Source organism: Sphingobium sp. KCTC 72723 (assembly GCF_014280435.1).
GTDB lineage: Bacteria > Pseudomonadota > Alphaproteobacteria > Sphingomonadales > Sphingomonadaceae > Sphingobium.
This window is the reverse complement of record NZ_CP060388.1, coordinates 3,379,527-3,395,589: the sequence shown is the minus strand read 5'-3', so window position 1 is coordinate 3,395,589 and position 16,063 is coordinate 3,379,527. Positions and strand designations below refer to the sequence as shown.

Genomic DNA, 16,063 nt, shown 5'->3' with positions numbered 1-16,063 from the left:
TCAACCCTGGCGGGCGACGCGGCGGCCGATCCAGCCGACGATGCGGTCCAGGCTGAACCCGACCATGCCGATCCAGATCAGCGCGACGATGGTGTCGGTCAGCAGCGAACTATTATAGCTGTCCCAGATGAAGAAGCCGATGCCGGTGCCGCCCTGCACCATTTCGGCAGCGACGATGGCCAGCCAGCTCATCCCCACACCGATGCGCAGGCCGGTGAACATGTATGGGACCGTGGCGGGCAGCATGATGCGAACCAGATAGGTGAACGGATTGAGCGCCAGCACCCGCCCGACATTGCGATAGGTCGGTGGAATATTCTGCACCCCAGCCGCCGTATTCAGAATGATCGGCCAGATCGCAGTGATGAAGATCAGGAACACAGCCGACGGCCCGGCCTGCTGGAATATCGCCAGGCTGATCGGCAACCAGGCCAGCGGCGGCACCGTGCGCAACACCTGAAACAGCGGATCGAGCGCACGGAACGCGAACAGGCTCTGCCCGATCAATATGCCCAGCGCCACGCCCATGACCGCCGACAGGCCATAGCCGATCGCCACCCGTTCCAGACTGGTCAGGATATGGCCCGCAATGCCCACATCGCCGCCCTCGGCAATGTGCAGGCCGGTGGCGTCGAACGTCACGCCCTTGAACGGGTGCATGATGACGTCATGGCTTTCGCTCCATACCCGCGACGGGCTGGGCAGGCTTGATTCCGGGTTGCCGCACGCCGCTTCCCATATGCCCAGCAGCAGGACCAGCATCAGCAAAGTAGGCCATATCGATGCGGCAATGTCCCGCGCCCGCTCCAGCAAGGGTGTCAGAGCGGACGCGGGCGGCAGCCGGTGGCTCCCGTCCGTCTCAGGAGCCACCGTTGCCGATGGGGTAGGCATTTCAGGGACAAGCGCCATGGCAGGATCGCTTTCAGGCTCGGCGTGCGGGGATGGCGTGCCATCCGCGAACGGGGTTGCAAGGACGGATGTGGCGGTCATGAATAGGCTTTCCCTGAAAAGCGTTCAGCGTTTGATGGACAGGCTGGCCAGATAGGCAGCGGGCTTGGCCGGATCGAAAACCTTGCCGTCGAAGAATTTCTCGACGCCCCGGCTGTCCCCCTTGGGGATCTGGTTGGCAGGCACCTTGGCCAGCGCGGCCGCCTTGCGCCAGATGTCGGAACGGTTGACCTTGCCGATCGCCGCACTGGCATTCAGGTTGGCGGGCAATTTGCCCCAGCGCTTGTTTTCGACCAGGAACCACAGGTCATGGCTCTTGAACGGGTAGGATGCGTTGGCGGCCCAGAATTTCATCTTGAACGGGGCGTTCTTGATGAGGCGCCCGTCACCCATGTTGAACGTGCCGGCCAGCCGGTCCTGAATGTCCGCCGGGGCAACTTTCAACCAGTCGCGCCCGCCGATCATCGCGGCCAGCTTGCCCACATTGGCGGGATTGTCGGCCCAACGCTGCGCATCGATGATCGCGGCGGTGATCGCCACGGCGGCGTTGGGATATTTCGCTACCCAGTCGCTGCGCATCGCAAAGCTTTTTTCCGGGTGGTTCATCCACATCTGCCCGGTCGACACGGCAGTATAGCCCAGCCCCTGCGAAATCAGCTGGTCGTTCCAGGGTTCGCCCACGCAAAAGGCTTCCATCGTGTTCGCCTTCATATTGGCGACCATCTGTGGCGGCGGCACTGTGATGACTTCCAGATCCTTGTCCGGGTCGATCCCCGCCGCCGCCAGCCAGTAACGCAGCCACAGGTCATGGGTGCCACCCGGAAAGGTCATGGCCATGGTGATCTTGTTGCCCGCCGCCTTGCGCTTGGCGATGATGCCTTTCATCTTGGCGGCATTGATGTCCGCCTTGGCCGACAGATATTCCTTTTCGACCGAAATACCCTGACCATTGACGTTCAGCCGCGCCAATATGCTCATCGGCGTCATCTTGCCATTGACGCCCAGCGACAGGAAATAGGGCATGGGCGTCAGGATATGCGCGCCGTCGATCCCGCCGCCGCCGGACCCCAGTACCAGATTGTCGCGGGTCGCGGCCCAACTGGCCTGCTTCATCACCTGCACGTCGGGCATACCATATTTGGCGAACAGCCCCAATTCCTTGGCGACGATCAGCGGCGCGGCATCGGTCAGCGCGATGAAGCCCAGCTTTGCGCCCTTCACTTCCGGCGCGCCCCCGGCGGCCATTGCGCCGCCGGGCAGCATGGCGCCGACCATGGCCAGAGAAGCAGCAACTGCCCCCAGCTTCAGAAAGCGCCTGCGCTGCGGTGCAGCATCGAAATGGACGGTGTCGTCGGTCATTATTCCCCCCGGATTACGAACAAGAAAAAACCGCCTCGAACGACGATCCTTGGGATCGGTTCGGGCGGCTTCAATGCCATGCGGCCAAGTTTTGAACTGGTCGCTTGCGACGGTCCCCGTCATTGGGGCCATGCGCAAGATATGCTCGCACTCTGCTGTGCAAGCCTCATAAAACTTACAGCTTTTGCGGCGGCGCACAAGAGAATTTAGCGGCTGTTTTTACCGGATCATTTCTCCCGCGAAATCATGGCTTTGCGAACATTTCACAGCAACGGCGCGGCGCCAGTGAGGCGCGCGAAGGCCCATGCTTGCGACACGCACCCGCCCGATTCGCCATGACGCGCATGTCGCTTCGCCGCAGGCGCAAGATCCGGCGCATCACGCGCGCTCATACCACCCCCGGCTGCGCTTCACCAAAGCGACGATCGACAGCATCACCGGCACCTCCACCAGCACGCCCACCACCGTCGCCAGCGCCGCGCCCGATTGCAACCCGAACAGGCTGATCGCCGCCGCTACCGCCAGTTCGAAGAAATTGGACGCGCCGATCAGTGCGGATGGTCCCGCCACGCACCATGCCACGCCCAGACGGCGGCTCAGCCAATAGGCAAGCCCGGCATTGAAATAGACCTGAAACAGGATCGGCACCGCAATCAGCGCGATGACCAGCGGCTGGCGGATGATCTGCTCGCCCTGAAACCCGAACAGCAGCACCAGTGTCGCCAGCAGGCTGACCAGGCTGACCGGACCCAGCGCCGCCAATGCCCGCCCCAGATGCGCCTCGCTGCGCGCCAGCAGGTAGTGGCGCATGATCTGCGCGACCAGCACCGGCACGACGATATACAGCCCGACCGACAGCGCCAGCGTATCCCACGGCACGCTGATCGACGCGACGCCCAGCAGCAGGCCGACCAGCGGCGCAAAGGCGAACAGCATGATGATATCGTTCAACGCCACCTGGCTCAGCGTATAGGTCGGCTCGCCATCGACCAGATTGGACCACACGAACACCATCGCGGTGCAGGGGGCCGCCGCCAGCAGGATCAGTCCGGCAATATAGGAGGATGACGCCCCGGCGGGCAGCCATGGCGCAAAGACATAGCCCAGGAAGAATGTCCCCAGCAGCGCCATCGAAAAAGGTTTCACCGCCCAGTTGATGAACAATGTCACGCCGATCCCGCGCATATGCTGCTTCAAACCATGGAGCGCATGGAAATCCACCCGCAACAGCATCGGCACGATCATCAGCCAGATCAGCGCCGCGACCGGCAGGTTTACCTTCGCCACTTCCAGCGCGGCGATCGCGGCAAATGCCCCCGGCATCGCATGGCCCAGCGCAATGCTGACGATGATGCACAAGGCGACCCAGAGCGAGAGATAGCGTTCGAACAGCGTCATGGCGCGACGACCTCGCCATCTTCCTTGACGAAAGTCGTGAAGCTACCCGGCGGCAGCAAGTCCAGCACCGCTTCGGACGGGCGGCACAGCTTCACCCCGCGAGGCGACACCACCAGCGGACGGTTGATCAGGACAGGGTGCGCCATCATCGCGTCGATCAGCGCAGCATCGCTCAACCCCGCATCATCCAGCCCCAATTCCGCAAAAGGCGTCCCCTTTTCGCGCAGCAATGCGCGCGGCGTGATCCCGGCCCGCGCAATCAGGTCGACCAGCAACGCCCGGCTCGGCGGCGTCCTGAGATATTCCACGACATGCGGCTCCACCCCGGCATGGCGGATCATCGCCAGCGTGTTGCGCGACGTGCCGCAGGCGGGGTTATGATAGATGATGATGTCGGTCATGATGTTCCCCCGTGGAAAATCGGTTCAGCAGCAGGCCAGATCCGCGATCAGCGGCGCGCACAGTTCCGCCCGCCCGCCACAGCAATCCTTCGCCAGAAACAGCATCAACCCGCGCAGCGCGTCGATGTCGGCGCGCTGTATCTGTTGCCGCCCGCGCTTTTCCGACCGGACCAGCCCCGCCTTGCCCAGCACCGCCAGATGGGTGGACAGCGTGCTTTGGCTCAGCCCCGACGCCGCCACCAGATCGCCGGTGGCCAACCCGTCGGGTTCGTGCCGCACCAGCAGGCGGAACGCATCCAGGCGGGTCGGGTGGGCCAGCGCGGCCAGCATGGTCAGGGCTATATCGGTCTGCATATATCGGAAATAACCGATGGGATGTGTCGCGTCAATACGCATCGGCTATTCCCGATATTTAACTGCCCTTGCATCCATGCCGCCATTGCGGGAAGCTGCCACTTATCCAAGGAGTTCGCGTGATGACCGCCGCCGTCCATCCCCCCTCGACCGGACCGACATCGGCCCTGTTGCCCGCGCGCCCGGAGCCGGTCCGCATCGACCCGGCCAGCAGCGCGGTCATCGTCATCGACATGCAGAACGCCTATGCCTCGCCCGGCGGCTATGTCGATCTGGCCGGGTTCGACATAACCGGCGCGGCGAGTGTCATTGGCCGCATCGGACAGGTGCTGGACACGGCGCGCGCCGCTGCGATCCCCATCATCTTCCTGCAAAATGGCTGGGACGGCGATTATGTCGAGGCGGGCGGTCCCGGCTCCCCCAACTGGCATAAATCCAACGCGCTCAAGACGATGCGCGCGCGCCCGGACCTTGCGGGGCAATTGCTGGCGCGCGGCGGATGGGATTATGAACTGGTCGACGCGCTCGCCCCGCAACCGGGCGACATTCGCCTGCACAAGACGCGCTACAGCGCCTTCTTCAACTCGCAACTCGACAGCGTCCTGCGCGCACGCGGCATCCGCACCCTGATCTTCGTCGGCATCGCCAGCAATGTCTGCGTCGAATCCACGTTGCGCGACGCTTTTCACCTGGAATATTTCTCGGTCATGCTGGACGATGCCACGCACCATCTGGGGCCGGATTTCGTGGCAAAGGCGTGCCTCTACAATGTCGAAAAATTCTTCGGCTGGGTCAGCAATGTCGCGGATTTCTGCGGCGCGGTCGGCCAGCTTCCTTCAGGAGACGCATGAATGGCTTTCCAGCCCATCAACCCGCCGCAATTTCCCACTCCGATCGCACCCTATTCCGCCGCCGCGCTGGCGGGCAACACCGTCTATGTCTCCGGCGTCTTGGCGCTGGGGGAGGGTGGGGTGGTCCTCCACATCGGTGACGCCGCCGCCCAGACCCGCCATGTGCTGGAAGTCATCAAGACCACACTGGAAGCGGCGGGCGCGACGATGGCCGACATCGCCATGAACCATATCTTCCTCAAGGATCTGGCCGACTATGCCGCCTTCAACGCCGTCTATGCCGACTATTTCCCCGGCGCAAAGCCCGCCCGCTACTGCATCCGCGCTGATCTGGTAAAACCCGACTGTCTGGTCGAAATCGCCAGCGTGGCTCACATTGGCTGATGTGCGCGGAATTTATTATGAGGAACGGGGGCCACGGAATGGCGCGCCTCTGATCTTTTCTTCGGGGCTGGGTGGCTCCGGCAATTATTGGCGGCCGAATATCGAGCAATCTGCCCAATATGTTGATTTTCAGGAAGAACATCGTGTCATCCTTTATGACCACCGTGGCACGGGCAGAAGCGACCGCATCCTGCCGCCCGTCGTATCGGTCGAGGAGATGGCTGACGATATGCTGGCCGTGATGGACGCGACGGGTGTGCAAAAGGCCAATCTGGTCGGCCATGCTGCTGGCGCTGCTGCCGCGCTTTCCATCGCGATCCACAGGCCCGAACGGGTGCAAACGCTCACTTTGGTCAATGGCTGGTCGTTTGCCGATCCGCATTTTTTGCGGTGCTTCGATGCCCGACTTGCCCTTTTGCGCGACAGTGGACCGCGTGCCTATGTGCGGGCGCAACCGTTGTTCCTTTATCCGCCCGACTGGATTTCCGATAACGCCGCGCGACTGGCATCTGAAGATGACGACCATCTGGCGCATTTTGCGGGAGTAGAAGCGTATGAAAAACGGATCGCAGCGCTGGCAGCCTTCGATGTCGATGCAAGGTTGAGTGATGTTTCGGTCCCGACGCTGGTGCTTGCCGCAGCGGATGATATGCTTGTCCCGCCGAAATGCTCGCGGCACCTCGCTACGCATATTCGTGGCGCGCAGCATCGTGTGATGCCGTGGGGCGGCCACGCCTGCAACGTCACTGACCCCGCCACCTTCAACCGCCTCGTCCTCGACTTTCTCAGGAGCTAAACCCCATGCAGGTCGGCGTTTTCATTCCCATCAACAATAATGGCTGGCTGATCAGCGAAAATGCGCCGCAGTACAAACCTAGCTTCGACCTGAACAAGGAGATCGCCCTGCGCGCCGAAAAGCATGGACTGGATTTCCTGCTGTCGATGATCAAGTTGCGCGGTTTCGGGGGAAAGACGCAATTCTGGGACTATGGGCTGGAAAGTTTCACGCTGATGGCGGGCATCGCCGCCGTTACCGAACGGATCAAGATTTTTGCCACCTGCCCTACGCTCATCATACCACCCGCCTTCGCCGCGCGCATGTGCAATACGATCGATTCGATCAGCCATGGCCGCTTCGGCCTCAACCTCATCACTGGCTGGCAACCACCCGAATATACGCAAATGGGGCTGTGGCCGGGCGACGAACATTTCCGCAACCGCTATGATGTGCTGGACGAATATGCCCATATCCTGCGCGAATTATGGGAGACCGGCACGTCCGATTTCAAGGGCGACTATTATCAGATGGAGGATTGCCGCGTCTGGCCGCAACCGACCGGCGACATGAAGATCATCTGCGCCGGATCATCCGACGCGGGCCTCGCCTTCTCCGCCAAATGGGCCGACTATGCCTTTTGCCTGGGGAAGGGCGTGAATACACCGACCGCCTTTGCCGACAATAACGCCCGTCTGGCCATCGCCACGGCAAAGACAGGCCGCGCCGTCCAGATTTTCGTCCTCGTCATGATCATCGCGGCGGAAACCGACGCACAGGCGATGGAAAAATGGCGGCACTATAATGCGGGGGTCGACATCGACGCCATCGCCTGGCTCGCGGAACAAGGCGCAAAGGACACAGTCAACACCGACACCAACGTCCGCCAGCTTGCCGCCCCCGAAGGCGCAGTGAACATCAATATGGGGACATTGGTCGGCAGCTATGAAAGCATCGCGCGGATGCTGGACGAAATGGCGCTGGTCCCCAACACCGGCGGTGTCCTGCTGACCTTCGACGATTTTATTGAGGGCGTCGAAGCGTTCGGCACCCATATCCAGCCGTTGATGAAAAGCCGCAGCGCATCTGTGTAAGTAGCGGAATTGCCGTCCCAGACCGTTAGATCATGAGAGTTGGTCTGGCTGGGGAAATCGAATGAAAGCATTGCTTAATGGCGCGGCGCTCGTGGCTGTACTGGTTGCGGCCGGCAACGCGCAGGCCCAGCTTCCCACGCTGAACCCCGCCGCGTTCACCCCGCCGGGCGGCGCGCCCGTCATCGGCATCGACGTGCATGAAGGTACGTCCATGTCGGTGTCGCTTTCGCCCGATGGCCGCACGCTCGCGGTCGACATGCAGGGCAGCCTCTGGCTGATCCCGGCAAAGGGCGGCGCGGCCAAACGCATCACCGATTATTTCAACGACGCGCGCCAGCCGGTCTGGTCGCCCGATGGCAAGCAACTCGCCTATTTCGCCTATCGCGACGGCAATTATGACCTGTGGACAGTGAAGGCGGACGGCACCGATCCGCGCGCCGTCACGTCCGGCACCTATGACGACCGCGAACCGGCCTGGTCGCCCGATGGCAAGTCGCTCGCCTTCTCGTCCGACCGCGCGGCCAAGGGCGCACCCAGCTATAATATCTGGACCATCGACCTGGCCACCGGCGCGCTCAGCCAGATCACGTCCAACGGCTATGAGGATCGCCTGCCCACATGGGCGCCGGACGGCAAGTCCATTGCCTATGCCTCCCCGCGCGACAATAAAAACGCCATCTGGGCGACCAGCCTTGCCGACGGCACCGAAGCGCTGCTGAAAGAAGTGGCGGGCCGTGCCGACGCCCCCTCCTACAGCCCCACCGGCCAACTCGCCTATGTCGTCGCCGACGCCAAAGGCAGCCATCTGGAGATCGACGGCGTGGCGGTGACAGGCGACGAAAATGTCTTTCCCTTCCGCCTGTCCTGGGGGAAGGGCGGCAGCTATACCTACACGTCGGATGGCCTGATCCGCCAGCGCAGCGGTGCGAAGATTGGCGCGAAGTCCAAATCCATCCCCTTCACTGCCCATCTGGAAGTGACGCGCCCCACATATGCCCGTGCCAAGCGCGACTGGGACAGCATGGCTCCGCGCAAGGCGCTCGGCATATTGAAACCCGCCATCTCGCCTGATGGCAAGGCCATCGCCTTCATTGCGCTGGGCGACCTTTATGTCGGCTCCACGACAGGAGGCGTGCCGGTAAACCTCACGAAAAACCACGCGATGGAGGCCGACCCAAGCTGGTCGCCTGACGGCAGCAAGCTGGCCTACACCTCCGATCAGGGCGGCGGTCTGCCCCGATTGTGGATCCGCGATCTTCAGACCGGCAAGGACCGGCAGCTTACCGACATGACCACCCAGCCGCTCGGCGCGGCATGGTCGCCCGATGGCAAGAGCATCGCCGCGATCGACGTAGACGGGCGCTGGGGCGTTGCGGGCCTGTTCACGATCGACGTGGCCAGTGGCAAGATCACCCGGCTTCAGGCATCGCTGCCCCAGCCGGGCGAACCCAGCTGGTCGGCGGACGGCAAATATGTCTCCATTTCGCTCTCCAAACTTTATTCCAAGAGCTTCCGCGAAGGCACCAACCAGATCTATATCGTCCCCACCGATGGTAAGAGCGCGCCCTTCTGGCAGGTGCCGGACGCCACGATCGGCATCGACACGCGCGGCGGCGGCGGCCCGGCATGGTCGCCCGACGGCACGAAAATGGCGGCGATCTACGAAGGATTGCTGAAAATCTGGCCGGTCGGCGCGGACGGCACCCCGGTCGGTGCGCCGCGCGCCTATACGCCCGACATGGCGCATCACCCGACCTGGAGTGGGGACAGCCGCACCGTCCTTTATCAGTCCAACGACAAACTAAAGACAGTCGATGTCGAAACCGGCGTCATCCGCGACGTGCCGCTCGACCTCACCTATACGCTCGCCAAGCCTGCGGGGCGCACCGTGGTCCATGTCAGCAACCTCATAGATTCCATCCGCGACGAAACCCAGCATGACCGCGACATCGTCATCGACGGCAACCGCATCACATCGGTCGTCGCGCATGATCCCGCACTGCACGCATCGGGCGCAAAAATCGTGGACGGCACTGGCCTGACCGCCATCCCCGGCCTGATCGAACATCATTCCCACGCGCAAAAGGATTTCGGCGCGAACGGCCATCGCGCCTGGCTGGCCTATGGCATCACCACCGTCCGCGATCCGGGCAATCAAGTCTATAGCGGCCTTGAAGATCGCGAAGCCGCCGAAGCGGGCGTGCGCATCGGCCCGCGCATCTACACTAACGGTCCGCTGCTCGAATGGCAGCGCGTCTATTATAAGATGGGCGTCGCGGTCGCTGGCCCGGCCCATCTGGAACGCGAACTGGAACGCGCCCGCATCCTCAAATATGACATCCTCAAAAGCTATGTGCGGATGCCCGATATCCAGCAGCGCCGCATCGTGGAGGCGGCGCACGCGATGGGCGTGCCGGTGACGGGTCATGAAATCTTCCCCGCCGCCTATACCGGCGTGGACGCCACCGAACATATGGGCGCGACCAGCCGCCGGGGCTATTCCCCCAAACAGGCGCCAATGGGCCGCAGCTATGACGATGTGATCCAGCTGTTCGGCCAGAGCCGCCGCACGCTGACCCCGACCATGTTCGGCGCGCTGACCGGCTATCTGCAAAAAAATCCGGCATATCGCACCGACCCGCGCGTCAATCTCTACCCCCAATGGGCGCAGGATTCGGTGCGCGGCACCGACACGATGGCCGCCATGCTCTCCCCCATGCTGGATGGCCAGCGCAAGGCGATCCTGGCGATGTACAAGGCAGGCGCAAACATTACCGCAGGCACCGACACGCTGATCGCGACCAACCTGCATGCCGAAATGTCATCCTATGTCGATGCGGGCCTGACCCCGTTTCAGGCATTGCAGACCGCAACGGTCAATTCCGCCCGCTCGCTCAATCTGGACGCAGGCACGATCGAACCGGGCAAGCTGGCCGACATCGTTCTGGTCAAAGGCGACCCGCGGGACAATATCGCCAACACATTCAACGTCGAAACGGTGATCGCCAACGGCACGGTCTATAATGAGGCGGACCTGCTGAAACCCGCGCGGGACTGAAATCCTTCCCGATAAGGGGACGGCCATCGCGTATGAAGCCGTCCCCTCCTTCATCGTCATCCTGAACTTGGTTCAGGATCCATTTTGCCCGATCAAGCCGCCGTTCGTGGCGAGAAATGGATGCTGAACCAAGTTCAGCATGACGTTGCATGCCAGGGGAAAGTCATGTGCAATACCCTTCACTGGAAGGGCAGCAATTCCCCCCTCAATAGCCCACCGCATAGCCCATCCGGCGCGGGTCCGCGCCACCCATCCGCGTGCCTGACACATCGGCGACGATACCCTGCACGCTGCCGATCGCATAAGGCCCGACGCTCTCCACGCTATGCCCCATCGCCTGCAACCCCGCGACCGTATCAGCCGCAAAGCGCCCCTCCATCTGCACGCTGATCGCCGCGCCCGGCTGGTAGAAGCTGGGTTCGGCATCCAGTGCAAAGCGGGGCGCTTCGATCGCGGCCTGTATCCCCATGCCCCGGTCGATCATGTTGACCAGAAACTGGAACTGCGTCTGGCCGATCGTCTCACCACCGGGCGATCCGCACACCAGCTTGAACCGTCCCTTGTCCAGCAGGATCGTCGGCCCATTGCCCAACAGAGCGATCTTGCCCGGCGCAACCTTGTTGGGGTGGCCCGCATCGGGCGCACTCGAACCGATCCGCAGGCCGTTATTGCACAGCAGCCCCGTGTCGCCCATCACCACGAAGGTGCCAAAGCCGCCACCCACCGTGGTCGTCACCGCAATTGCATTGCCATCGCTATCCACCGCCGACATGCTGGTCGTGTCGCCCCCGCGCGACCGCTGTTTGCTTGGGCCGCGCCGCCCGGCACCCGGCAAATCCGCCCCTTGCGGATAGGCGATGGCATGGCCGGGATCGATCAGCTTGCGACGCTGCGCGGCAAAGCCCTTGGACAATAATATATCGACCGGCACCTTAACAAACGCCGGATCGCCCGCATAACGATAGACATCGGCCTTCGCGATCTTGATCGCCTCGATCAGCAGATGCGTCATCGCCGTCCCGCCACCGGGCAGCGCCGACAGGTCGAACCCCTCGACCAGATTGAGCTGCGCGCACAGTTCCAGCCCCGTCCGCGACGTCAGCGGGCTGCAATAGACGTCGAGCCCGCGATAGCTGGTCGTCACCGGATCGGCCCATTTGGGCGCATAGCCCCGCATATCCTCCATCCGCAGCCAGCCGCCCTGCGCCTGCGAAAAGCGGGTCATTTCCTGCGCGACCGGACCTGCGTAGAAATAGTCATAGGCCGCCTGCAACGCGGTATCGCGGTCAGCCCCACCCTTGATGGCCGCGCTCTCCGCATCGCTCATCGCCTGCAACGTCCGCGCCAATGGCATATTGCGGAACAGCGCGCGCGGCGCAGGCGGCTGGCCACCGGGCAGGAATATCGCCGCGCTGGTGGGATAAAGCGCCAGCGTCTTTTGCGCGCGCGTGATGAACATCGCGATCGAGGGATCGAGCGGATGCCCGTCGCGCGCATAGCCGATCGCCGATTCCAGCAGCGTCGCCAGCGGCAACCGTCCATATTTGCGCGCCAGCGCGATCCAGCCGCCAAACGCTCCCGGCACCGCCACGGCCTTATGCCCATGGTCCAGCAATTTGGGATCGACATTGGGGTCCAGCGCCTTGGGCGCTCCCCCGGTAAAAGCGAGCGAGGACACCTTGCCGCTCTTTGCGTCCAGGCAGGTGGCAAAGCCATTGCCCGCCGCGCTCGATGCCCAGGGTTCGACCACATTCATCACGGCCATCGCCGCGACCACGGCATCGGCCGCGCTGCCCCCCATCATCAACATCCGCGTGCCGGCCATCGCGGCCAGCGGATGACCCGCCGACACGCCCCCGGTCGGCATCGGCACCTCGACCCGGTGCTGCGCCACGGATGCCATGCCGGTGCGCGGCGCGTCGGGCGCGCGGCTGCCCGACTGTGCCAGTGCCGTTGCGGGCAGCGCCGCCACCGCCGCCAGCCCCAGGCCGCTCCCCAACATGGCGCGGCGGTCGAGCAGGGGGGCAGGGGCAGTCATGACGTCATCCTCTTGTGCCAGAAAAAGAAGAGGCGCGGCGCTCCGGCAGGAGCGCCGCGCCTCTTGCAGGTCAGAACGTCTTCTTGATCGACGTATACCAGTAACGCGCCTGCGGCTGATAGACGCTCGACAGGTAGCCGCCCGATGCCAGCGGCGGATCCTTGTCGAAAATGTTGCGCGCGCCGACCTGAAGCGTCGTGCCGTTCATGATGCCCGGCTCCTTGAAGCTATATTGCAGGTAGAGATTGACGGTCGTCTGCCCCTTCACGACGAAGGGATTGGTCGTCGCATCGCGCACGGCATTTTCATAGACATCGTCGGTGAACTGCGTGAACGCGCCGATCTTCACCGGGCCAAGCGTCCAGTCCATCGTCGCCGAAATGCGCCAGCGCGGCTGGCCATCGCGCCCGACCACGTCGCCGCCACCCTGGATCGGCACGCCAGCGTTGATCTGGCCTGCCGCCTTGCCCGCGATCACGTCGGCCACGCCCTGCGGCGCATCGACGAAATAGCTGATCAGGCGCGACGCATTGACGTTGACGGAAAAATTGCCGAGCGTTTCGGTGGGCAGATAATAGTCCACGCCGAAATCGATCCCCTGCACCGTGACCGGCAACAGGTTCTGGAAGTTGGCGATGACATAGAGCAGCTCGCCTGCCGGAGCCAGCCCGGTTCCCGCGACGCGGGCAATATCATCGGCGGTCGGATCGCGGCGGATGACGTTGGGGTTGCTGCTGCCCTGCGTCCGCTGCAAATAGTCGAGGTTGAGCGCATTTTGATAATCGAGCAGGCCCACGACATTCTTCTGCTGAATTTTCCAGCGATCGACCGTCAGCGTCAACTTGCCCCAGCCATCACCCAAAGTCGGCGATATGACCGAACCAAAGGACCAGCTGGTCGATTCTTCGGGCTTGAGATTGGGGTTGCCGCCGCTGCGCCGCAGCACCGACACGCTGCACACCGCGCTGGAGAAGTTGGCGGCACGCCGGCTGCGCACGTCCGCATCGCACAATACATAATCGAACCCGCCATTAACACGGTCCAGCGTGGACGTGTTGATGACTTCCAGGTTCGGTGCGCGGAAACCCTGCGACCAGGAACCACGCAGGCGGAAGCCTTCCAGCAATTCCAGCGATGCCGCGACCTTGGGCTTGGCCACCGACCCGACGTCGCTATAATCCTCATACCGCCCGGCAATCTGGAATTCCAGGCTGCGGGCGAAGGGGATTTCCATTTCCGGGCTGATCAGCGGGATGGCGAGTTCGGCATAGGCCGACTTCACGTTGCGCTTGCCGCGCACGTCGGGCGACGGGCTGGCCCCGCCCAGATCCGACCCGTAGAAAATGCCGGTGACAGCATCGGTATAGGTGGTGTCGACGCCTGCGATACCGCCCTGATAGGTGGACCGATTGTCATGATAGGTTTCGCGGCGATATTCGATGCCCGCTGCCACGCCGATGCTGTTGCCACCCCACAGGCTAAGAAGTTCATTGTTGGAAATCTTGAAATCCGCCAGCGCCAGGCTGGTGCGGGTCTTGCGGGTCGCCTCGATCATGAACGTGTCGATGACCGACCGGGGATTGGTGGTGCAATCGCCAACGGCAGGCGAATTGATACAGCCGCCATTGAACGGGTTATAGGCGTCGGACGTGGTCTTGTTGATCGCCCGCTGCAACAATGTGTTGGAAAAATTCTCCTGCGTATCCGCTGCCGTCGCCCAGGTGTAGAGCGCCGCCGTATCATAATCCCAATTGCCAAGGCTCCCGCGCAACCCGCCCAGGAAGCGATATTGATAGTTGGTGACATCGACGGATCGCGACCCGACATCGACATAGCTTAATGCCGCGATCTGCACCGGCAGGCCCGTGACTGGCACGACCGCCGGGTTCAGCCCCGCGATCCGGTTGGGCGAACCGACCGGACCCAGCGGGTTCCAATAGGCATTGGCCGCCACGGTGATCGGGATATTGGCCAGCGAACCGGGTGCGCCGATGGTCGCGCTGGTCTTGCCGCGATAGAAACCCGCCTCGCCGAAAATGGTCAGATTGTCGGTAATGTCGAAATGGGCGTTGGCGAACAGGTTGATGCGCTTGACCGACGGCTGGGTCGTGATGTCGGTAAATGTCCTGGGCGAATCGAAGCGCAGATTGGCGTCGGGCGCCGCGCCCACGGTCATGTCCGTCGCGCCCAGTCCGTCATCATAACACATGCCCGCCGTACCGGCCCCGACCAGGCAACCGGCATTGGTGGTCGGCTGGATGTGGAACTGGCTCGACGCATTGGTGAAGTTGGTCGCGCCGCTGGCGATCGCGCGATTGAGGAAGCGCACGACGCCATTGGCGCTGGGCGTCGCGGCCAGCGCGCGGAACGTCCCCCACGGGCCGCTGGTGCTGGTGCCGTTGAATGCTGCGACATTGGCAAAGGATGTGCCAGCCACCGAAGCGCGCCGGTCGACGCTGGCGGTATAGTCCTGATCGCTCAGATACAGCTTCGACTTCTGCGCATAACCGGCAAAGAGCGATATGTTGCCGCGCCCTTCGGAAAAATCGGTGCCGACCAGCCCGTTGATCGCAAATTCGCGCAAATTGGTGCCTTCCGCACCGCCATATTGCATGTCGAACTTCGCGCCCTTGAAATCGCTGTTCAGGACGTTGTTGACCACGCCCGCCACGGCGTCCGACCCATAAAGCGCCGCCGCGCCATCGCGCAGCACTTCCACGCGCGATATATTGCCGATCGGGATCGTATTAGCGTTATAGCCGAATGTCGGGACGCCGGAATCGACCACCCCGGTAATCGCCTGGCTGGTGGGGTGCAACACGGTGCGCCGACCGTTGATCAGCAGCAGCGTATTGCCCTGACCCAGCCCACGCAGCGACACGGTGGACACGTCGCCGCGCGCCGCATTGGCATTGCCGCCGCCCAATACCTGCTCGTTGAACGTTACGCCGCCCAGTTGCGGGATGGACCGGAACAGGTCCGCGCCCGACACGGCGGCGACTGCCTCGATCTGCGCTTCGCCCACGATGCTGACCGGCAGCGCGCCTGCCGTCTTGGCCCCGCGAATTTGCGATCCGATGACGACGATTTCCGCGCCGCCATTTTCGGCGGCTTCCTGCGGCGCGGCATCGACCGGCGCTTGCGCGAATGCGGCGGTGCCGATGGTCAGCGCGGCGATGCTCGCCCCGGCCAGGCTGGTTCGAATAATCCTTAGAGCGTTCATGTCCGTATCCCCCACAAAGGCCCGCTGCATTTCCCCAACAGCGCGCAACGCGAAACCATGATAAAATTGCGCACGCCTGTCGGCGCACGGCGCTCTTGTCTTTTTGGGCGATCCCGCGATCTGCCTGTCCATTTTTTTGACGTCCGGTTGATGGACGAATGGATGGTAGCGTGACGGGTT

At 62.9% G+C, this 16,063-nt stretch carries 12 protein-coding genes; 5 read left to right on the top strand and 7 right to left on the bottom strand.

Translation table 11 applies throughout. The annotated features are described in order from the left end of the window. The 5 genes from ntrB to SPBM01_RS16405 form a co-directional block, all read right to left on the bottom strand. Positions 1 to 990 (bottom strand): nitrate ABC transporter permease, encoded by a 990-nt coding sequence (gene ntrB / locus SPBM01_RS16425; protein WP_262504228.1) that lies wholly within the window; start codon positions 988 to 990, stop codon positions 1 to 3. Positions 991 to 1,014: 24 nt separating this feature from the next. Continuing rightward, positions 1,015 to 2,307, bottom strand: coding sequence for a CmpA/NrtA family ABC transporter substrate-binding protein (locus SPBM01_RS16420; protein WP_188062670.1), 1,293 nt, complete (start codon positions 2,305 to 2,307; stop codon positions 1,015 to 1,017). 378 nt (positions 2,308 to 2,685) lie between these two features. After that, positions 2,686 to 3,705, bottom strand: coding sequence for an ACR3 family arsenite efflux transporter (gene arsB / locus SPBM01_RS16415; protein ID WP_188062669.1), 1,020 nt, complete (start codon positions 3,703 to 3,705; stop codon positions 2,686 to 2,688). Beyond that, positions 3,702 to 4,106 carry an arsenate reductase (glutaredoxin) gene (gene arsC / locus SPBM01_RS16410; protein ID WP_188062668.1) on the bottom strand — a complete coding sequence of 135 codons (405 nt, stop codon included), beginning with the start codon at positions 4,104 to 4,106 and terminating at the stop codon, positions 3,702 to 3,704. The genes arsB and arsC overlap by 4 nt, the downstream gene beginning before the upstream one ends. Before the next feature lie 24 nt (positions 4,107 to 4,130). Further along, on the bottom strand, positions 4,131 to 4,460 hold the full coding sequence (locus tag SPBM01_RS16405; RefSeq protein ID WP_188062667.1) for an ArsR/SmtB family transcription factor: 330 nt from the start codon (positions 4,458 to 4,460) through the stop codon (positions 4,131 to 4,133). Positions 4,461 to 4,582: 122 nt separating this feature from the next. Between SPBM01_RS16405 and rutB the strand changes: the two genes are divergently transcribed. The 5 genes from rutB (at position 4,583) to SPBM01_RS16380 (ending at position 10,622) form a co-directional block, all read left to right on the top strand. Further along, complete coding sequence (gene rutB, locus SPBM01_RS16400) at positions 4,583 to 5,311, top strand: pyrimidine utilization protein B (protein ID WP_188062666.1); 729 nt, start codon at positions 4,583 to 4,585, stop codon at positions 5,309 to 5,311. Beyond that, a complete protein-coding gene (rutC, locus tag SPBM01_RS16395) occupies positions 5,312 to 5,695 on the top strand; it encodes a pyrimidine utilization protein C (protein ID WP_188062665.1) in 384 nt (127 codons plus the stop codon). It begins immediately after the preceding gene. A 1-nt stretch (position 5,696) separates the two neighbouring features. Then, complete coding sequence (gene rutD, locus SPBM01_RS16390) at positions 5,697 to 6,491, top strand: pyrimidine utilization protein D (protein WP_316724389.1); 795 nt, start codon at positions 5,697 to 5,699, stop codon at positions 6,489 to 6,491. A gap of 5 nt (positions 6,492 to 6,496) precedes the next feature. After that, positions 6,497 to 7,564 (top strand): pyrimidine utilization protein A, encoded by a 1,068-nt coding sequence (rutA, locus tag SPBM01_RS16385; protein WP_188062663.1) that lies wholly within the window; start codon positions 6,497 to 6,499, stop codon positions 7,562 to 7,564. A gap of 61 nt (positions 7,565 to 7,625) precedes the next feature. Next, positions 7,626 to 10,622, top strand: coding sequence for an amidohydrolase family protein (locus SPBM01_RS16380; RefSeq protein ID WP_262504227.1), 2,997 nt, complete (start codon positions 7,626 to 7,628; stop codon positions 10,620 to 10,622). A gap of 205 nt (positions 10,623 to 10,827) precedes the next feature. On the opposite strand, the gene SPBM01_RS16375 is transcribed toward SPBM01_RS16380, so the two are convergent. Continuing rightward, positions 10,828 to 12,660, bottom strand: a complete 1,833-nt coding sequence (locus SPBM01_RS16375; RefSeq protein ID WP_188062662.1) for a gamma-glutamyltransferase family protein — start codon at positions 12,658 to 12,660, stop codon at positions 10,828 to 10,830. Between the two features lie 70 nt (positions 12,661 to 12,730). Further along, a complete protein-coding gene (locus SPBM01_RS16370) occupies positions 12,731 to 15,883 on the bottom strand; it encodes a TonB-dependent receptor domain-containing protein (RefSeq protein ID WP_188062661.1) in 3,153 nt (1,050 codons plus the stop codon). Positions 15,884 to 16,063: the final 180 nt, after the last annotated feature.